Below are 14,634 nucleotides of genomic sequence, written 5' to 3' on the forward strand. Positions count from 1 at the left end.
TGGTGCAACCTCACTGCAACGAGGATGTGACTAGCGTCACGGTCGTCATCGTTCATCGAACAGACGAGGAGCACGATCATGAGCACCATGACAGCAGCAGTCGTCGAGGAGTTCGGCGCAGAACTCACCGTCCGAGAGCACGAGCTGCCCGATCCCGGCCCGGGGCAGGCCCTGGTGCGGCTGCTCGCCTCAGGCGTCTGTCACACTGACCTGCACGCCGCCGAGGGTGATTGGCCGATCAAGCCGACGCCTCCGTTCATCCCCGGACACGAAGGCGTGGGCGTGGTGGAGAAGGTCGGGTCGGACGTCACGGACGTCGAGGTCGGGCAGACTGTGGGCAATGCCTGGCTGTGGAGCGCCTGCGGGTCCTGCGAGCACTGCCGCACCGGGTGGGAGACGCTCTGTGAGGAGCAGATCAACGGTGGATACTCCGTCGACGGATCCTTCGGGGAGTACATGATCGTCGACGCCCGCTTCGCCGCGGCGATTCCCGAGGGCGCGGATCCGTTCGAGGTCGCACCCGTGCTCTGTGCCGGCGTGACGGTCTACAAGGGACTGAAGATGACCGGAGTCCGGCCCGGCCAGTGGGTGGTGATCTCCGGGATCGGGGGCCTCGGGCACCTGGCGGTGCAGTATGCCGTGGCCATGGGGATGCGGGTCGTCGCCGTGGACATCGCCGACGACAAGCTGGCCCTGGCTTCCCGCCACGGGGCGGAGATCACCCTCAACGCGATGGGCTCCGATCCTGCCGAGGAGATCCATCGCCGCACCGGGGGCTCCCACGGAGTCCTGGTGACAGCGGTGCATCCGGATGCCTTCGGGCAGGCGATCTCGATGACGCGCCGCGGCGGAACCATCGTCTTCAACGGACTGCCGCCCGGGGAGTTCCCCGCGCCGATCTTCGACATCGTCCTCAAAGGGCTGACCATCAGAGGATCGATCGTCGGCACCCGCCAGGACATGGTCGAAGCTCTGGAGATCTATTCCCGCGGCAAGATCCACCCGACGGTCTCCACTCGGCCTCTGAGCGACATCAACGCGGTGTTCGACGAGATGCACCACGGCACGATCGACGGCCGGGTGGTCATCGACTTCGCTCAGCGGGGCTGACTTCTCTCAGCCGGACTGACCCGCTCAGCGGGACTCAGCCAGGCGAGGGGCCCCCAGGAGAGACGCCAGCGCGGCGACGGCGGCGAGGACCGCCGTCGCCGCCGCCTGCGTCCACGGTTCGTGGATGAGCACGGCAAGGGCCCCCAGCATCGCTGCCGCGGTGAGGACACCGCGAATGCTCCCGAGCAGCAGCAGCACCCCGGTGAGGTCCCCCACGGGAGTGGGGACGGGCGGGATCCCCAGCAGGGGTGCGTCGCGGGAAGTCACCTCCTGCAGCAGGCGACAGCTGAACATCACGACGACGGCGGCCACCGCCCAGCAGGCTCCCTGCGCTGCGGCTTCGAGGGAGGACCAGCCTCCTGCGCCGATGCCTCCCTCGTGCTCAGGCCACCAGAGGCCGGCGACGACGCAGCCGATCAGCACGCAGGACGACGCGACGGCCACGGGCCACAGACCATGGCGCACCGTCAACTCGCGCCGGGACCAGCCGAAGAGCGGGGCGGCCTGCAGCTCCTCCTGCAGGCCGCGGAGCCCAGGACTGACTCCGGCGAGACCGGCGTCGAGCAGCAGACACAGGGCCAGCATCGCTGCGGTGCCAGAGACGACATCCTCACCGCCGTATCCGGTCGTCGGGCCGACGAGTCCTGCGACCATGCCGGCGGCCATCAGCAGCACGACGCTGCGCAGCGCCTGACCAGGATGCCGGAGCGAGGCTGCGGCATCCTGTCGCCACCCGACCGACACAGCGCTGAGCCGGCGATGCGTGGCCTTCTGCACTGAATGCCCCAGCCTCATGGGTGGGCGTCTCCGGGGAGGGGGACGCGTCGCCTCCGCGGCGCGGCGCAGATCTCCGCCTCCGGCCAGGAGCAACGCAGACTCGACGCACTGCGCCTGAACCATGATCCTGGTGGTCGGCACCGAACTGAGGCCTGAGGGCAGTGCCCGATACATCACCCAGGCACATGCCGTCAGCGCCCCAGCCGCCGCCAGCAGCATCCAGGCAGCAGGCGTGGGCACCTGCCCTGTCGCCAGCAGCCCGTACCAGCCTCCGGTCGTGAGCAGAATGGTCGGGGACCACAGGGTCGCCGAACCCGAGAGCACCAGGATCAGGGCGACGATACCGGATGCGGCACCCGGGCCCACGCGTTGCCCGACAGCCCATGCCAAGCTCGCCTGCCCGCCGAGGACCAGACTGGCCAGAACCACCAGCAGGGTCGGGCCCCCGGCGGCACCCTGTTCCAAGGATCCGCGGGAGGCGCTCAGGATGAGGCTGGCTGAGGTGATGCCGACGAGCAGCGTGCCCAGCGTCATGTTCCTGAGGGCGGCGCGCCCCAGCACCTGAGCGCGCGGTATTCCGGTGGCCATCAGGACGTGCGCGCTGAAGGGCGACATCAAGGCAGGGCCGCAGCGGATCCCGGCCCAGAGTCCGAGCGCCTGCACCGCGGAGGCGCCCAGGGCGACTCGATCAGCCCCGGCCCTGACGACACCGTGAAGCGGCTCCGCCAGCAGCTCTCCGAGGACCCAGAAGGCGGGGAGGAGTCCGAAGACCACCAGGATCCCCCCGACGTACAGCGCCGGTCCTGTCCCGCCGTCACGGAGGAGGCCTCGCAGGACCAGTCGGGTGCGGCGCAGGCGGAGTCGTTGCATCGCCTTCTCGTCCCTCTGCATCTCCCTGACGTTCATGGAGTCCGGTCTGCGGCCGCGAGGCAGATCCGGCGGTCGGCCTGCTCCAGGAGTCTGTGATCATGTGTCGCGACCACCACGGTGGTCCCAGCCTGCGCCCGGTGCTTCAGCAGGGCTCCGAGCTGAGTGATCCGCTCCTCGTCCAGATGGCGCTCCGGCTCATCGAGGAGCAGCAGGCTGGATGGGCGATGACAGGTGAGAGCGAGCATGACGAGCTGCAGCTCTCCGGCAGAGAGTTCATGGATGAAGCGCCCGGAGAGATGAGCGGCCTCCAGAGCGATCAGCTGGTCATCTGCTCCGGCCCACGGGTCCCGATCTGCCCACCAGGACGCACCCACCACGGCCAGCTGTTCCCGGACGGTGAGGTCCCGGGCCAGCGGAGGCGTATCGATGAAGGAGGCCACGGCTTCGCGGAATCGCCCACTGGCCTCATCGGGAGGTCGCCCGTCAACGAGGCAGAGGCCGGAGCTGAGGGGACATCGGCCCGCGATCACCGAAAGGAGGGTGGACTTTCCTGAGCCGTTGGGGCCGCTCACTGCGCTGAGCAGGCCTGCAGGCAGGTCCGCGTCAAGGGGTGCCAGCATCGTCACCCCACCGGCGGAGACGGCGGCACGTCGGCAGAGGACATCCATCGAGGTCAGGGTACCAGCGCGCGTCAGCGAGTGACGTCGAGGCGATCCGGGACCGCCGAGGGCGTGCTCACATGTCCCGGGAGGAGAGCACGCAGAACTCGTTGCCCTCGGGGTCGGCCAGCACGGTCCAGGTGGCGTCGTCGCCCGCGCCCACGTCGACGGGACGAGCGCCCATGTCGATCAGGCGCCCGATCTCGGCGTCGCGGTCATCACTGGTGTGTGGAGCGAAGTCCCAGTGCAGCCGGTTCTTGGTGGTCTTGGCATGTTCCACCGGGACGAACACCATGCCAGGCGGGACGTGATGGAACTCGAGGATCCTCACGAACTCGCGCGCCCAGGGCGGCAGCACGACCGCTTCTTCGTCCGTGGCGATCGCGACGTCCCAGCCGAGCGCCTCAGCCCACCACCGAGCGAGCGCGTGGTGGTCCTGGGCCTCGACCACGGTGGAGTACCAGCGCAGCGCCATCGTCGCCCCTCCTGCTCCTGCCGCTCCGATCGCCACCGACGGTTCATCCGTGGGCGGCCGGGAGCTCAGGTTAGCCCATGAGCGGGGCGCCGATGAAGGGATCGAGGGCCAGTCCGATGAAGAGCAGCGTCAGGTACATGATGGACAGGTGGAAGACCTTCATGGCCTTCTTGTCGGTCACGGCTTCACGCTGAGCCTGACGGTGGAGCACATGGCACTCGTAGAGGAACCAGCCGCCGGAGACCGCGGCGAAGGCCGTGTACGTGATCCCGGCCCATCCCATGGGCACCAGCAGCAGGGAGCACACCACAGTGGCCCAGGCGTAGAGGACCACCTGGACGGAGACCGTCTTGGCCGTGGCCACGGCACCCAGCATGGGCACGTCCGCTGTCTGGTAGTCCGTCCGGTACTTCATGGACAGCGGCCAATAGTGAGGCGGAGTCCACAGGAAGATGATGAAGAACAGCACCAGCGCGGGCCATTCGACGGTCTCCCGGACGGCCGCCCACGCGATCAGCACGGGGAAGCACCCGGCGAGGCCGCCCCAGATGATGTTCTGCTCGGTCCGCCGCTTGAGCACCATCGTATAGATGACTACGTAGAAGAACATCGCCGCGGCGCCCAGTCCGGCGGCCATCGGATTCGCACCGAACCACAGGACCACGAGCGCGAGGACTCCCAACAGCGAAGCGAACACGAAGGCCTCGCGCGGACTGAGCTCGCCCGTGACGAGCGGGCGCTTCTTCGTCCGGTTCATGAGCTTGTCCATGTCCCGGTCGATGTAGCAGTTGAACGCTCCCGCCGAGCCAGCGGCGAACGCGCCTCCGACCATGGTGGAGAGCACCAGCCAGAAGTCGGGGAACCCCCGCTGGGCGAAGAACATCGTCGGCAGCGTGGTCACGAGCAGCAGCTCGATCACCCGCGGCTTCGTCAGCGACCAGTAGGCCGCGGCCTTGCGTCGCCACTGCGGCCGCGTCTCACCGGCCGGACGGCCCGGCGTCGGCGAGGGGGCGGTCTCACGGGGCGCGCCGGACACGGCGGCGGAAGAGTTCTGGGTCACGTCTGGGGCTCACAATGGGTCAAGGTGCAGTCGCGGTCAGAGGACAGTCTATCGCCAGAACTCGGCTGGTCGCGCTGTCACGCGCCAGTGAGGCAGAGTGTTTCGACACGTTGTAGAAGAGATGCTCCACCCTCACCGGCGACGGCGACCTCAGGCGTCGATGCGCTCCCGGTCCAGCGCCTTGGATCCCTCGATGATGAAGTCCTTGCGAGGTGCGACCACGGAGCCCATGAGCAGGTCGAAGACCCTTTCAGCGGCCTCAGCATCGGCGACGCGGATACGCCGCAGGGACCGATGAGCGGGGTCCATGGTCGTCTCGGAGAGCTGGTCGGCATCCATCTCACCGAGACCCTTGTACCGCTGGATCGGTTCCTTGTACCGGAGCCCTTCGTCCTCGAGCTGGGCGAGCAGCCGGTTCAGCTCCGTCTCCGAGTAGGTGTATCGGACCTCATTGGACCTGCGCCCCGCGTGGATGACCTCCACCCGGTGCAGCGGGGGCACGGCGGCGAACACCCGCCCTGCCTCGATCATGGGACGCATGTAGCGGAAGAACAGCGTCAGCAGCAGGGTGCGGATGTGCGCGCCGTCGACGTCGGCATCGGTCATCAGCACCACCTTGCCGTAGCGGGCAGCGTCCAGATCGAAGGTCCGGCCCGAGCCAGCACCGATGACCTGCAGCAGCGCCGCGCATTCGGTGTTGGAGAGCATGTCCGAGACCGAGGCCTTCTGGACGTTGAGGATCTTTCCTCGGATCGGCAGCAGCGCCTGATAGTCGGAGGAGCGCGCGAGCTTCGCGGTGCCGAGGGCGGAGTCTCCCTCCACGATGAACAGCTCGGTGTTCTCCACGCCCTTCGACCGGCATTCCACCAGCTTGGCCGGCATCGAGGAGTTCTCCAGGGCGTTCTTCCGGCGCTGGGTCTCCTTGTGCATCCGCGCGGAGATGCGCGACTTCATCTCCGAGACGACCTTCTCCAGCACGGCAGTGGACTGCTGCTTGTCACCCCGCTTCGTGGAGTTCAGCCGCTGTGCGAGCTGCTTCTCCACCACCTTGGAGACGATCTGGCGCGCCGCCGAGGTGCCGAGGATCTCCTTGGTCTGCCCCTCGAACTGCGGCTCGGCGATCCGCACGGTGACGACGGCGGTCAGTCCGGCCAGGACATCGTCCTTCTCGAGCTTGTCGTTCCCCGCCTTGAGGCGACGGGCGTTGGCCTCCACCGTCTTGCGGAAGGTCTTCAGCAGCGCCTGCTCGAAACCGGTCAGATGCGTCCCGCCCTTGGGGGTGGCGATGATGTTGACGAAGCTGCGCACCGTGGAGTCGTAGCCGATGCCCCAGCGCAGGGCGATGTCGACCTCGCAGTCCCGTTCCACGTCCTCCATGTGACTGCGGCCGTCCTCGCCGATCACCGGCACTCTCTCGGTGAAGCTGCCGTGGCCCTGGATCCGCCAGATGTCGGTCACTGCCGAGTCTGTGGAGAGGAAGTCCACGAACTCGCTGATGCCGCCGTCGTACTGGAAGACCTCTTCAGAAGGGGTCTCGCCGCGAAGGTCGCGCACCGTCAGCCGCAGACCGGGGATCAGGAAGGCGGTCTGTCGAGCGCGGTTGCTCAGCTCCTCATCGTCGAACCGCGCATCCGGGGTGAAGATGTGGCGATCGGCCCAATAGCGGATGGTCGTGCCGGTGGCTCCCCGCTTGGCCTTGCCGACGACCTCCACCGGGGACCCTTCTGCGGCAGGGCTGAACTCGGCATCCGGGTTCGCCGTCGATCCGGCGAATGTGCCGGGCTCGCCGCGCCGGAAGGACATCTGATGGACCTTGCCCCCGCGGGTGACTCGCGCATCGAGGCGCGCCGACAGCGCGTTGACCACCGAGGCCCCGACTCCGTGAAGGCCCCCGACGGCGTTGTAGGAGCCGCCTCCGAACTTTCCTCCGGCATGAAGCTTGGTGAAGACCACTTCGAGGCCCGAGAGGCCGGTGCGCGGCTCGACGTCGACAGGAATGCCTCGGCCGTCGTCGGTGACCTCCACGGAGTCGTCCGGATGGAGCGTGACGGTGATGGTGGAGGCGTACCCTGCCAGCGCCTCATCCACAGAGTTGTCGATGATCTCCCACAGACAGTGCATGAGGCCGCGCGAATCCGTGGAGCCGATGTACATGCCGGGGCGCTTGCGGACCGCCTCCAGGCCCTCGAGCACCGACAGGTGTCGAGCGTCGTACTCGGATCTCTTCGCCACGGATCTCCTCCTGGTGGACTCTGATGGGACGCCGTCAGGGCGTCCCGTTCGGGCACAGTCAAAGCCACCGTATCGGGCTTGAGCGTGCAACTTCGGCAGAACCGCCGCGGACCCTGGGATCCGCGGAAACACAGCGAAGCACGCGTACGCGGTGAGCGAAAGATCGCCGAAACGGGCGCCGAGGGCGAATGAATCGGCCCTCGACGTGGTTGTATGGGTACCTACAATTCACGTGAGGAGGCGAAGAGCATGACCGGCACGACTGGGACACTCGAAGCACACACGAACACTCTGACTGCCCTCGACCGCTGTGACCGCTGTGGAGCACAGGCCTACGTGCGCGCGGTCCTGACTTCCGGCGCCGGTGATCTGCTCTTCTGCGTGCACCATGCTCGACAGGTTCAGGACAGCCTGCGGCCGAAGACCTCCGAGTGGGTCGACGAGTCGGAGCGACTCGCCCAGGCTCGATGAGACGCCGAGCGACGAGCTGACGGCAGGCGTCGCACGGCATCATCCGTGGACGCCATGAGTCGACTTCAGACGAAGGGCCCGGGGGATCTCCCTCCGGGCCCTTCGTCATGCTCGCGTCGGGCGGTGTCCGGTGTTGGGGTGGGCGACACATGCCCGCAACGTCACAGGGCTGGAAGACATGTGCTCGAACGACATATGGCCGGTGGGCGACGGAGCAGTCCGTCGTCCACCGGCCATATGCGTGACGTCGAGTCGAGCTCGACGCTGACGGGCCTGTCAAGCCGGAGGTCCGGGAGCCGTGGCTTCCCGGACCTCCACGGTCAGGCGGCGTCGCCGGTGCTCAGTCGAGGTAGTCGCGGAGCACCTGCGAACGACTCGGGTGGCGCAGCTTCGACATCGTCTTGGACTCGATCTGTCGGATGCGCTCCCGGGTGACGCCATAGACCTTGCCGATCTCGTCTAAAGTCTTCGGCTGTCCGTCGGTGAGGCCGAACCGCATCGCGACGACCCCGGCCTCCCGCTCGGCGAGGGTGTCCAGCACCGAGTGGAGCTGCTCCTGCAGCAGGGTGAAGCTGACCGCGTCGGAGGGCACGACCGCTTCGGAGTCCTCGATGAGGTCGCCGAACTCCGAATCGCCGTCCTCACCCAGGGGCGTGTGCAGCGAGATGGGTTCGCGACCGTACTTCTGGACCTCGACGACCTTCTCCGGCGTCATGTCCAGCTCCTGGGCAAGCTCCTCGGGGGTCGGTTCCCGCCCGAGGTCCTGCAGCATCTGACGCTGCACCCGGGCGAGCTTGTTGATGACCTCCACCATGTGCACCGGAATCCGGATGGTGCGCGCCTGGTCCGCCATGGCGCGGGTGATGGCCTGACGGATCCACCACGTGGCGTAGGTGGAGAACTTGAAGCCCTTGGTGTAGTCGAACTTCTCCACAGCGCGGATGAGTCCGAGGTTCCCCTCCTGGATGAGGTCCAGGAACAGCATGCCGCGGCCCGTGTAACGCTTGGCCAGAGAGACGACGAGGCGCAGGTTGGCCTCGAGGAGGTGATTCTTGGCGCGCCGGCCGTCGGCGACGATGAGTTCCAGGTCTCGCCGCAGGCGGCGGTCGGAGATCTCCTCGGTGGCGAGCTTGTGCTCGGCGAAGAGGCCCGCCTCGATGCGCAGCGCGAGGTCGACCTCCTGCTCCGCGTTGAGCAGCGCGACCTTGCCGATCTGCTTGAGGTAGTCCTTGACCGGGTCCGCCGTGGCGCCGGCGGAGACCACCTGGACCGCGGGGGCGTCGTCGTCGTCCGCGTTGGAGATGACGAATCCGCGGCCCTTGGTCTCCTCCTCCTCGGCCTCTTCACCCTTGGCTGCCTTCTTGGCGTTCTCGACGATCGCCTCGGCGTTGTCGGAGTCGCCGGCCGCGGCCGCGACCTTCTTGGCGACCTCCTCCTCGTCTCCGTCCTCCAGGGCTTTGGCCACGGCCTGCTCGAGCACCGCTGTCGGAGCCTCCCGCTCCTGGGCGGCCTCGGCCAACACCTCGTCGACCGGGTCGGCCGCCTTCTTCCGGCCTCCGGTCTTCCTGCCGGAGCCCTTGGCGGTGGACTTCTTCGCGGCGGTGCTGGACGTTGAGGCGGCGGACCGCTTCGACGTGGAGCTGGACTTCTGGGCCGCGGCGCTTCCCCCTGGCGCTGAGGTGCGCGAGGACGAGCTACTGGTGGCAGCGGACGGCTGTTCCGCCTCTGCCGCGGCTGCGTTCTCTTCTGTGGACTGGGACGCAGTAGTGGGCACGATGACCTTCCGACTAGGACGTGTGAAGGCGGTGGCCGACCCGTGGTCAACACACCTATGACCCTGTCAAGTCCGTCGTCCGTCTCACACCTGCTGTCCGGGCGGCCGCCGAGGCACACCAGACGGTGTGCATACGACGCCGGTCTCCCGGTGCGTGATGAGCGACCTGACGATGGTTGCAGGGTCTCAGCAGTTCACAACATACCCCTTGCCAGGATCATTCCCGCGTGGAGGAAAAAGTTTGCCAGGAGTTCGTCGGGCCGTCCTGAGCCCGGGTTCCGTGATCGGCCACGCGAGGTCGCAGCACTGACGGCATGATCCTGGCATCCGGAGAAGTCCTGGAACCCGGAGAAGTCCTGGGATCCGGCGGCGATCCCGCCTCAGCGCCGGTCCGTCATGACCAGGAATGGGCCTTGACCATCGCCCAGGGACAGATGATCGGCTCCTTCTGGCCGACGGCGAGACGCCGGGCCAGCGGATGATCGGCGACCAGCCACAGGGATCGGTCCAGGAAGGCGCCGCTGACCGTCCCCCTCCCCCGGGTCCACTCGATCCAGGCCATCATGGCCAGCGACGTCGACGTCGCCTGCACGCCCAAGAACGGCTGCAGCCGATGAAGGACCGAGGCGAGAGCGTCGATGGACGCCCATCGCGGGCGAGTGCCGGTGGCGCCGGCCAGTACCTGCTGATATCGCCGGAGATGGAGTCGCAGCAGGTTCTCGACCTCCGCCTCGTCTCCTTCGAACGGCTGGTCGGGCACGCGATCGCTCGCGGGCGCAGGCGCCACGAGCGCTTCGGGGCAGGGCGGTCCCCCGTGATCCATCAGGTGATCTGTCCACAGTCGAGCCAGGGACCTCCACATGCCGTGGGCGTCTTCGGGCTCCGGGCCGTTCCAGAGCCCCTCCCGCTCCGCGAGACCGAGTGCCTCGACAGCGACCGCCACAGATTCCGGTCCGTCAGCGGCAAGCGCCAGCACGGCCTCGGCGAGATCCGGCGACTCCAGAACGGCCACGAGCGGGGCCAGACGGTCGCAGAACCGTCCGGTCCAGGATGCGCCCGACGGAACGGCCCCCTCGGCCGCGCCGTCGTCTGTGAGGTGGGCCATGTCCGTCACTGCACCCTCGAGCGCCTGCTCCTGGATCACCTCGTCCCAGGTGAGGAGCGCCTGTGCGACGGCCGGCACGTCGGCGAGGCTCAGACTCATGTCCATCGCCTCGAGGTCGACCTCGGCCACGTGGTCTCCCTCGGGAGGCGCTCCAGGCTCCAGGAAGTCCTCGACGAGCTGCGAGGGCTGACGAGGCACCCTGCCGCGCACGGCCATGTGGGCTGCGACGACGCTGCTCTCCGCCCGCTCGAGACGGATTCCGGGGAAGGGACAGCACCGCGGGTCGAGGCAGTCATAGTCCCGGATCCAGCCGCCGCCGATCCACCACGTCTGGACGATCTGTAGACGGTGGTCCTGGCGCAGAGCCGAGCAGAGGGAGGCATGCAGCGCGGCCCAGGGGCGCAGAGCCGGATCCTCCCAGGTGGGAGGCGCCGGCTCCTCATCCGTGAACAGGAAGATGACGGCGCCGTCGGGCGCCGGCGTCACCTCGGGGCCCAGCAGATGCCTGCCGACCCAGTGGGCGAGCCTGTCAGGGTGGTCCACACCGGCGCTGAGGTCGATCCGCAGATGGGCGCCGGTCCGTCCTGCGTGCAGTCCCATGACCACCAGGGAGTCCTCCGGCAGGAACCCTAAGGTGTGGTGGACCAGAGCGACGGCGTCCTCGGGGCCCGAGACGGTGATGACCTGCTGCTCTGCCCCATCCGTCGGAAGGGGGTCCGCGTCAGATGGTGTGTGATCGTCCTGGGGGATGCGTGGAGTGCTCATGGCCCCAGTCTCGAAGGACGTGCGCGTGCCGGACAGGCCCCCGCGGAGCTTGTGGACGGCTCCGCGTGTCGGGTTCGGACAGCGGGACCTGTGGAGGAGCGAACGCCATTGGGCCCGGCCCGGTGCACTCACTGCTGTGCACTCAGCCACGGGCGAATCAGAACAGCGTCGACGGAGGGTCGTCCTGCTGATCGTCCGACCGCTCGTCTGTCGCCTGAACATCTGGCTGGCCCTCTGACGGGCCCACTGACGGTTCGCCGGATTCAGCGGGTCGGACGGCGTCGACTCCTCGGTCAGCCGCCGGTGACTGCGTGCGCAGGAAGGCCTCCACCGCGGCTCCCAGCTCCTCCGCGTCCGGGACGACGTCGTCCTCCTTGACCAGCAACGACCGCTGCTCCGTGGTGGCGTGCTGGTCGAACGTGCTCTCCAGGCGCTCCACCAGCGTCTGGATGTCGCTGTTGGCACTCACCTGACGCGAGATGTCCTGATCCACCATGCGCGCGGACTCTCGGAGCTCGTCCGTGGGCAGCATCAGCTCCATGGCGGCTCCGACGTACTCCAGTGCGGAGACCGCGACCTGGGGATACCGTCCGCCGGCCAGATAATGGGGCACATGCAGCGTGTAGCCGACCGTGTCATGCTCGTCGGCCTCGAGTCGCATCTCGAGGAATTGGCTCAGACCGGCCTCGATCTGGGCCGTGGGGCTCCATGTCGAGATTCCGGCCACGAGGTCCTGGCGGCTGCCGTGCGCCGTGACGCCGAGGGGGCGGGTGTGCGGCACCGGAAGCCCCAGCGCGTCGACAAGGACCACGAGAGTGACGTCGAGGCGCTTCACCAGCGTCAGCACGGCGTCGGCCACCCCCTGCCACTGGAAGTCCGGCTCGTCTCCGGTCAGCAGGAGGAACGGTCGGCCGGAGGCATCGCGAACCTCATAGAGATCGAGCTCAGGACCTTCATAGTCGGCGAACCGGCTGTCCACGAAAGTCACCTTCGGGCGACGGGAACGGTAGTCGAAGAGCTCGTCGACGTCGAAGCTGGCCAGCAGCCGGTGCGGCAGCGCGCTGAGCAGCGCCTCCGCCAGTTGGCCGCTCAGGTCGCCGGCATCGGTATGACCGGCCAGAGAGACGAGCAGCCGAAGGCCGCCCGAGGGCCTGTCGCCCAGCGGGTCGCGCAGCACCAGGTCTCCGCCGACCGGACGGACCGTCGAGTCGGTCATGGGGACAGGGGGTCCGGTCCCGGCGAGACCGCTGTCCCCTTCTCCGTCAGGCTCGGCGGCGTCGGGGTCTGCTGGGTACACGTGGAGCAGGTCCAGGGGGTCCTTCATCGAGCTGAGACTCCTCTCCATGCCGTAGAACATGCGTCACCGGGCTGGACGCGTCGGTCTGCGTGAGACGCGCGCCGTCAGGCGCTGCGGTGACCATAGAGGTAACGACCGCAACGGCTGGAGAAATTCCCGGCGCACCGCACAGAGCTTGAACGCACAGAGCTTGAACGCACAGCGCCTGGCCGCCGGCGGCATGCGCGGAGGCTTCACATCGATGGCCCCGGGCACGCGGCGCGCTGGTCAGGATCTCGGATAGGATCGAGTCCTGAGGCCGCCGAGGGCTTCCACACGCGGCAGCGCGTCGGCGGATGCACACACATTCGATGCGACGATCCCCGGACCGGGGATCAGACGGGATTGACGTGATCAACGACTTCCAGCCCACCCTCTCCGCTGTCAGCACGGCCGTCGAGAAGACCCCCACCGACGCTCTCGTGCTGGGTGTCGCGAAGGGCCCCGAGGGGCCCATCCTCCTGCCGAACCCGCTGGCCGACGAAGCCGCTCGCGGCGTCGCCGACTCGCTCCAGGCCCTGGGAGCCACGGGGGCGGCTGACCAGCTCCTGCGCCTGCCCGGCGTGGACGGCTTCCGCAGCGAGACCCTCGTGCTGGTCGGCGTCGGCGAGCTCACCGGGGAGCCCACCGGCGGCGTCTCCCTCGAATCCCTCCGCCGCGCCGCGGGCTCGGCGGTCCGCCAGCTCAGCTCGCTCGACTCGGTCGCCCTCGCCCTGCCGGCCTCGAGCCCTGAAGAGGTCGCCGCCGTCGCCGAGGGTGCCGCGATCGGCGCCTACTCCTTCACCGCGTTCCGCAGCTCCCAGGAGGCGCGCGAGAAGCGTCCGGTCGAGGAGATCCTCATCCTGACCGACCTCAAGGACCGGCACACCCGACCGGTCCTGGACCGGGCCGCCGTCGTCGGCGCTGCGGTGCGTGCCACCCGCGACCTGGTGAACACTCCCCCGAGCCACCTGTACCCGGAGACGTTCGCGGAGATCGCCGCGGACCTCGCGGGCCGCACCAAGGCACCGGCTCAGGGAGGTTCGACCTCGAAGGCTCCCAAGCTCTCGGTGAAGGTCTGGGACGTCAAGGACCTGGAGAAGGAGGGCTTCGGCGGTCTCCTCGGCGTCGGCGGAGGCTCCTCCCGCGGCCCCCGCATGGTCAGGATCGAGCACGCCCCTTCGAAGCCCGCAGCGCATATCGCGCTGGTCGGCAAGGGCATCACCTTCGACTCCGGCGGCCTCTCACTGAAGCCTGCCGCCTCGATGACCACGATGAAGCTGGACATGGGCGGCGCTGCAACGGTCCTCGCCGTGGTGCGCGCCGCGGCCGACCTCAACCTGCCGATCAAGGTGACCGGCTGGCTGTGTCTGGCCGAGAACATGCCCTCGGCCACGGCCCAGCGTCCTGAGGACGTCATCACGATCCGCGGCGGCAAGACGGTGGAGGTCCTCAACACCGACGCTGAGGGACGCCTCGTCATGGCCGACGGGCTCGTCGCCGCCTCGGAGGAGAACCCCGACGCACTGATCGACGTGGCCACGCTGACCGGTGCGCAGATGATCGCGCTGGGCCTGCGGACCACGGGCGTCATGGGAGAGGAGCAGCTCCGCTCTGCCCTCGTGGACGCCGCTGAAGACTCAGGGGAGAAGCTCTGGCCGATGCCGATCCCGGAGGAGGCACGCTCCGGCTTCGACTCGGAGGTCGCCGACCTGACGAACCTGGGTGACCGCAACGGCGGCATGCTGGGAGCCGCGGCGTTCCTGCGCGAGTTCGTGGGCGAGCGGGAGGGGGCCGACAGCGGCGCTCTCGACCCGGAGGCACGCAGGATCCCGTGGGCGCATCTCGACATCGCCGGCCCGGCGTTCAACGAGAAGTCGCCCTACGGCTACACCCCGAAGGCGGGGACCGGAGTGATGGTCCGCACGCTGGTCACCTACCTCGAAGGACTCTCACGCTGACCTGCGGACACCCCGTCGGCCCCGGAGCGCACGGATGGCGCTCCGGGGCCGACGCCGTCA

11 protein-coding genes are annotated in these 14,634 nt (G+C 68.3%); 3 read left to right on the forward strand and 8 right to left on the reverse strand.

The features are described 5' to 3' along the window. Positions 1-78: 78 nt before the first annotated feature. Positions 79-1,110: an alcohol dehydrogenase AdhP gene (gene adhP, locus Q7C18_RS04235; protein WP_311024329.1), complete on the forward strand. Its 1,032-nt coding sequence runs from the start codon at positions 79-81 to the stop codon at positions 1,108-1,110. 24 nt (positions 1,111-1,134) lie between these two features. Here the strand turns inward: adhP and Q7C18_RS04240 are convergent, their stop codons facing one another. The 5 genes from Q7C18_RS04240 to Q7C18_RS04260 all read right to left on the reverse strand — a co-directional run bounded on the left by Q7C18_RS04240 (position 1,135) and on the right by Q7C18_RS04260 (position 7,183). Continuing rightward, the gene (locus Q7C18_RS04240) at positions 1,135-2,793 is read right to left on the reverse strand and encodes a hypothetical protein (RefSeq protein WP_311024330.1); all 1,659 of its coding nucleotides are present in this window, start codon (positions 2,791-2,793) and stop codon (positions 1,135-1,137) included. Next, complete coding sequence (locus Q7C18_RS04245; protein ID WP_311024331.1) at positions 2,790-3,425, reverse strand: ABC transporter ATP-binding protein; 636 nt, start codon at positions 3,423-3,425, stop codon at positions 2,790-2,792. Before Q7C18_RS04245 ends, Q7C18_RS04240 begins: the two co-directional genes overlap by 4 nt. A gap of 67 nt (positions 3,426-3,492) precedes the next feature. After that, positions 3,493-3,891 carry a VOC family protein gene (locus Q7C18_RS04250; RefSeq protein WP_311024448.1) on the reverse strand — a complete coding sequence of 133 codons (399 nt, stop codon included), beginning with the start codon at positions 3,889-3,891 and terminating at the stop codon, positions 3,493-3,495. 70 nt (positions 3,892-3,961) lie between these two features. After that, positions 3,962-4,951 carry a heme o synthase gene (locus Q7C18_RS04255; protein WP_311024332.1) on the reverse strand — a complete coding sequence of 330 codons (990 nt, stop codon included), beginning with the start codon at positions 4,949-4,951 and terminating at the stop codon, positions 3,962-3,964. 150 nt (positions 4,952-5,101) lie between these two features. Continuing rightward, positions 5,102-7,183, reverse strand: a complete 2,082-nt coding sequence (locus Q7C18_RS04260) for a type IIA DNA topoisomerase subunit B (RefSeq protein ID WP_070159909.1) — start codon at positions 7,181-7,183, stop codon at positions 5,102-5,104. Positions 7,184-7,432: 249 nt separating this feature from the next. On the opposite strand from Q7C18_RS04260, the gene Q7C18_RS04265 reads away from it, so the two are divergent. Further along, positions 7,433-7,654: a hypothetical protein gene (locus Q7C18_RS04265; RefSeq protein WP_070159911.1), complete on the forward strand. Its 222-nt coding sequence runs from the start codon at positions 7,433-7,435 to the stop codon at positions 7,652-7,654. 340 nt (positions 7,655-7,994) lie between these two features. Here Q7C18_RS04265 and Q7C18_RS04270 read toward each other — a convergent pair whose 3' ends face one another. From Q7C18_RS04270 to Q7C18_RS04280, 3 genes are all read right to left on the reverse strand, one after another. Further along, positions 7,995-9,428, reverse strand: coding sequence for an RNA polymerase sigma factor (locus tag Q7C18_RS04270; protein ID WP_311024333.1), 1,434 nt, complete (start codon positions 9,426-9,428; stop codon positions 7,995-7,997). Between the two features lie 394 nt (positions 9,429-9,822). Next, entirely contained in the window at positions 9,823-11,298 is a 1,476-nt protein-coding gene (locus Q7C18_RS04275) for a DUF4192 family protein (protein WP_311024334.1), read from the reverse strand. A gap of 157 nt (positions 11,299-11,455) precedes the next feature. Next, positions 11,456-12,622, reverse strand: coding sequence for a PAC2 family protein (locus Q7C18_RS04280; RefSeq protein ID WP_311024335.1), 1,167 nt, complete (start codon positions 12,620-12,622; stop codon positions 11,456-11,458). 362 nt (positions 12,623-12,984) lie between these two features. Here Q7C18_RS04280 and Q7C18_RS04285 point away from each other — a divergent pair, with 362 nt between their 5' ends. Beyond that, the gene (locus Q7C18_RS04285; protein ID WP_070159918.1) at positions 12,985-14,574 is read left to right on the forward strand and encodes a leucyl aminopeptidase; all 1,590 of its coding nucleotides are present in this window, start codon (positions 12,985-12,987) and stop codon (positions 14,572-14,574) included. Positions 14,575-14,634: the final 60 nt, after the last annotated feature.

The sequence above is a fragment of the Nesterenkonia sp. CL21 genome, from assembly GCF_031705515.1.
Taxonomy (GTDB): domain Bacteria; phylum Actinomycetota; class Actinomycetes; order Actinomycetales; family Micrococcaceae; genus Nesterenkonia; species Nesterenkonia aethiopica.

Coding starts and splice junctions, on each gene's coding strand:
- Q7C18_RS04275 (WP_311024334.1), bottom strand. CDS start 11,298: ATGAGCACTCCACGCATCCCCCAGGACGATCACACACCATCTGACGCG.
- Q7C18_RS04245 (WP_311024331.1), bottom strand. CDS start 3,425: ATGGATGTCCTCTGCCGACGTGCCGCCGTCTCCGCCGGTGGGGTGACG.
- adhP (WP_311024329.1), top strand. CDS start 79: ATGAGCACCATGACAGCAGCAGTCGTCGAGGAGTTCGGCGCAGAACTC.
- Q7C18_RS04240 (WP_311024330.1), bottom strand. CDS start 2,793: ATGAACGTCAGGGAGATGCAGAGGGACGAGAAGGCGATGCAACGACTC.
- Q7C18_RS04265 (WP_070159911.1), top strand. CDS start 7,433: ATGACCGGCACGACTGGGACACTCGAAGCACACACGAACACTCTGACT.
- Q7C18_RS04280 (WP_311024335.1), bottom strand. CDS start 12,622: ATGAAGGACCCCCTGGACCTGCTCCACGTGTACCCAGCAGACCCCGAC.
- Q7C18_RS04250 (WP_311024448.1), bottom strand. CDS start 3,891: ATGGCGCTGCGCTGGTACTCCACCGTGGTCGAGGCCCAGGACCACCAC.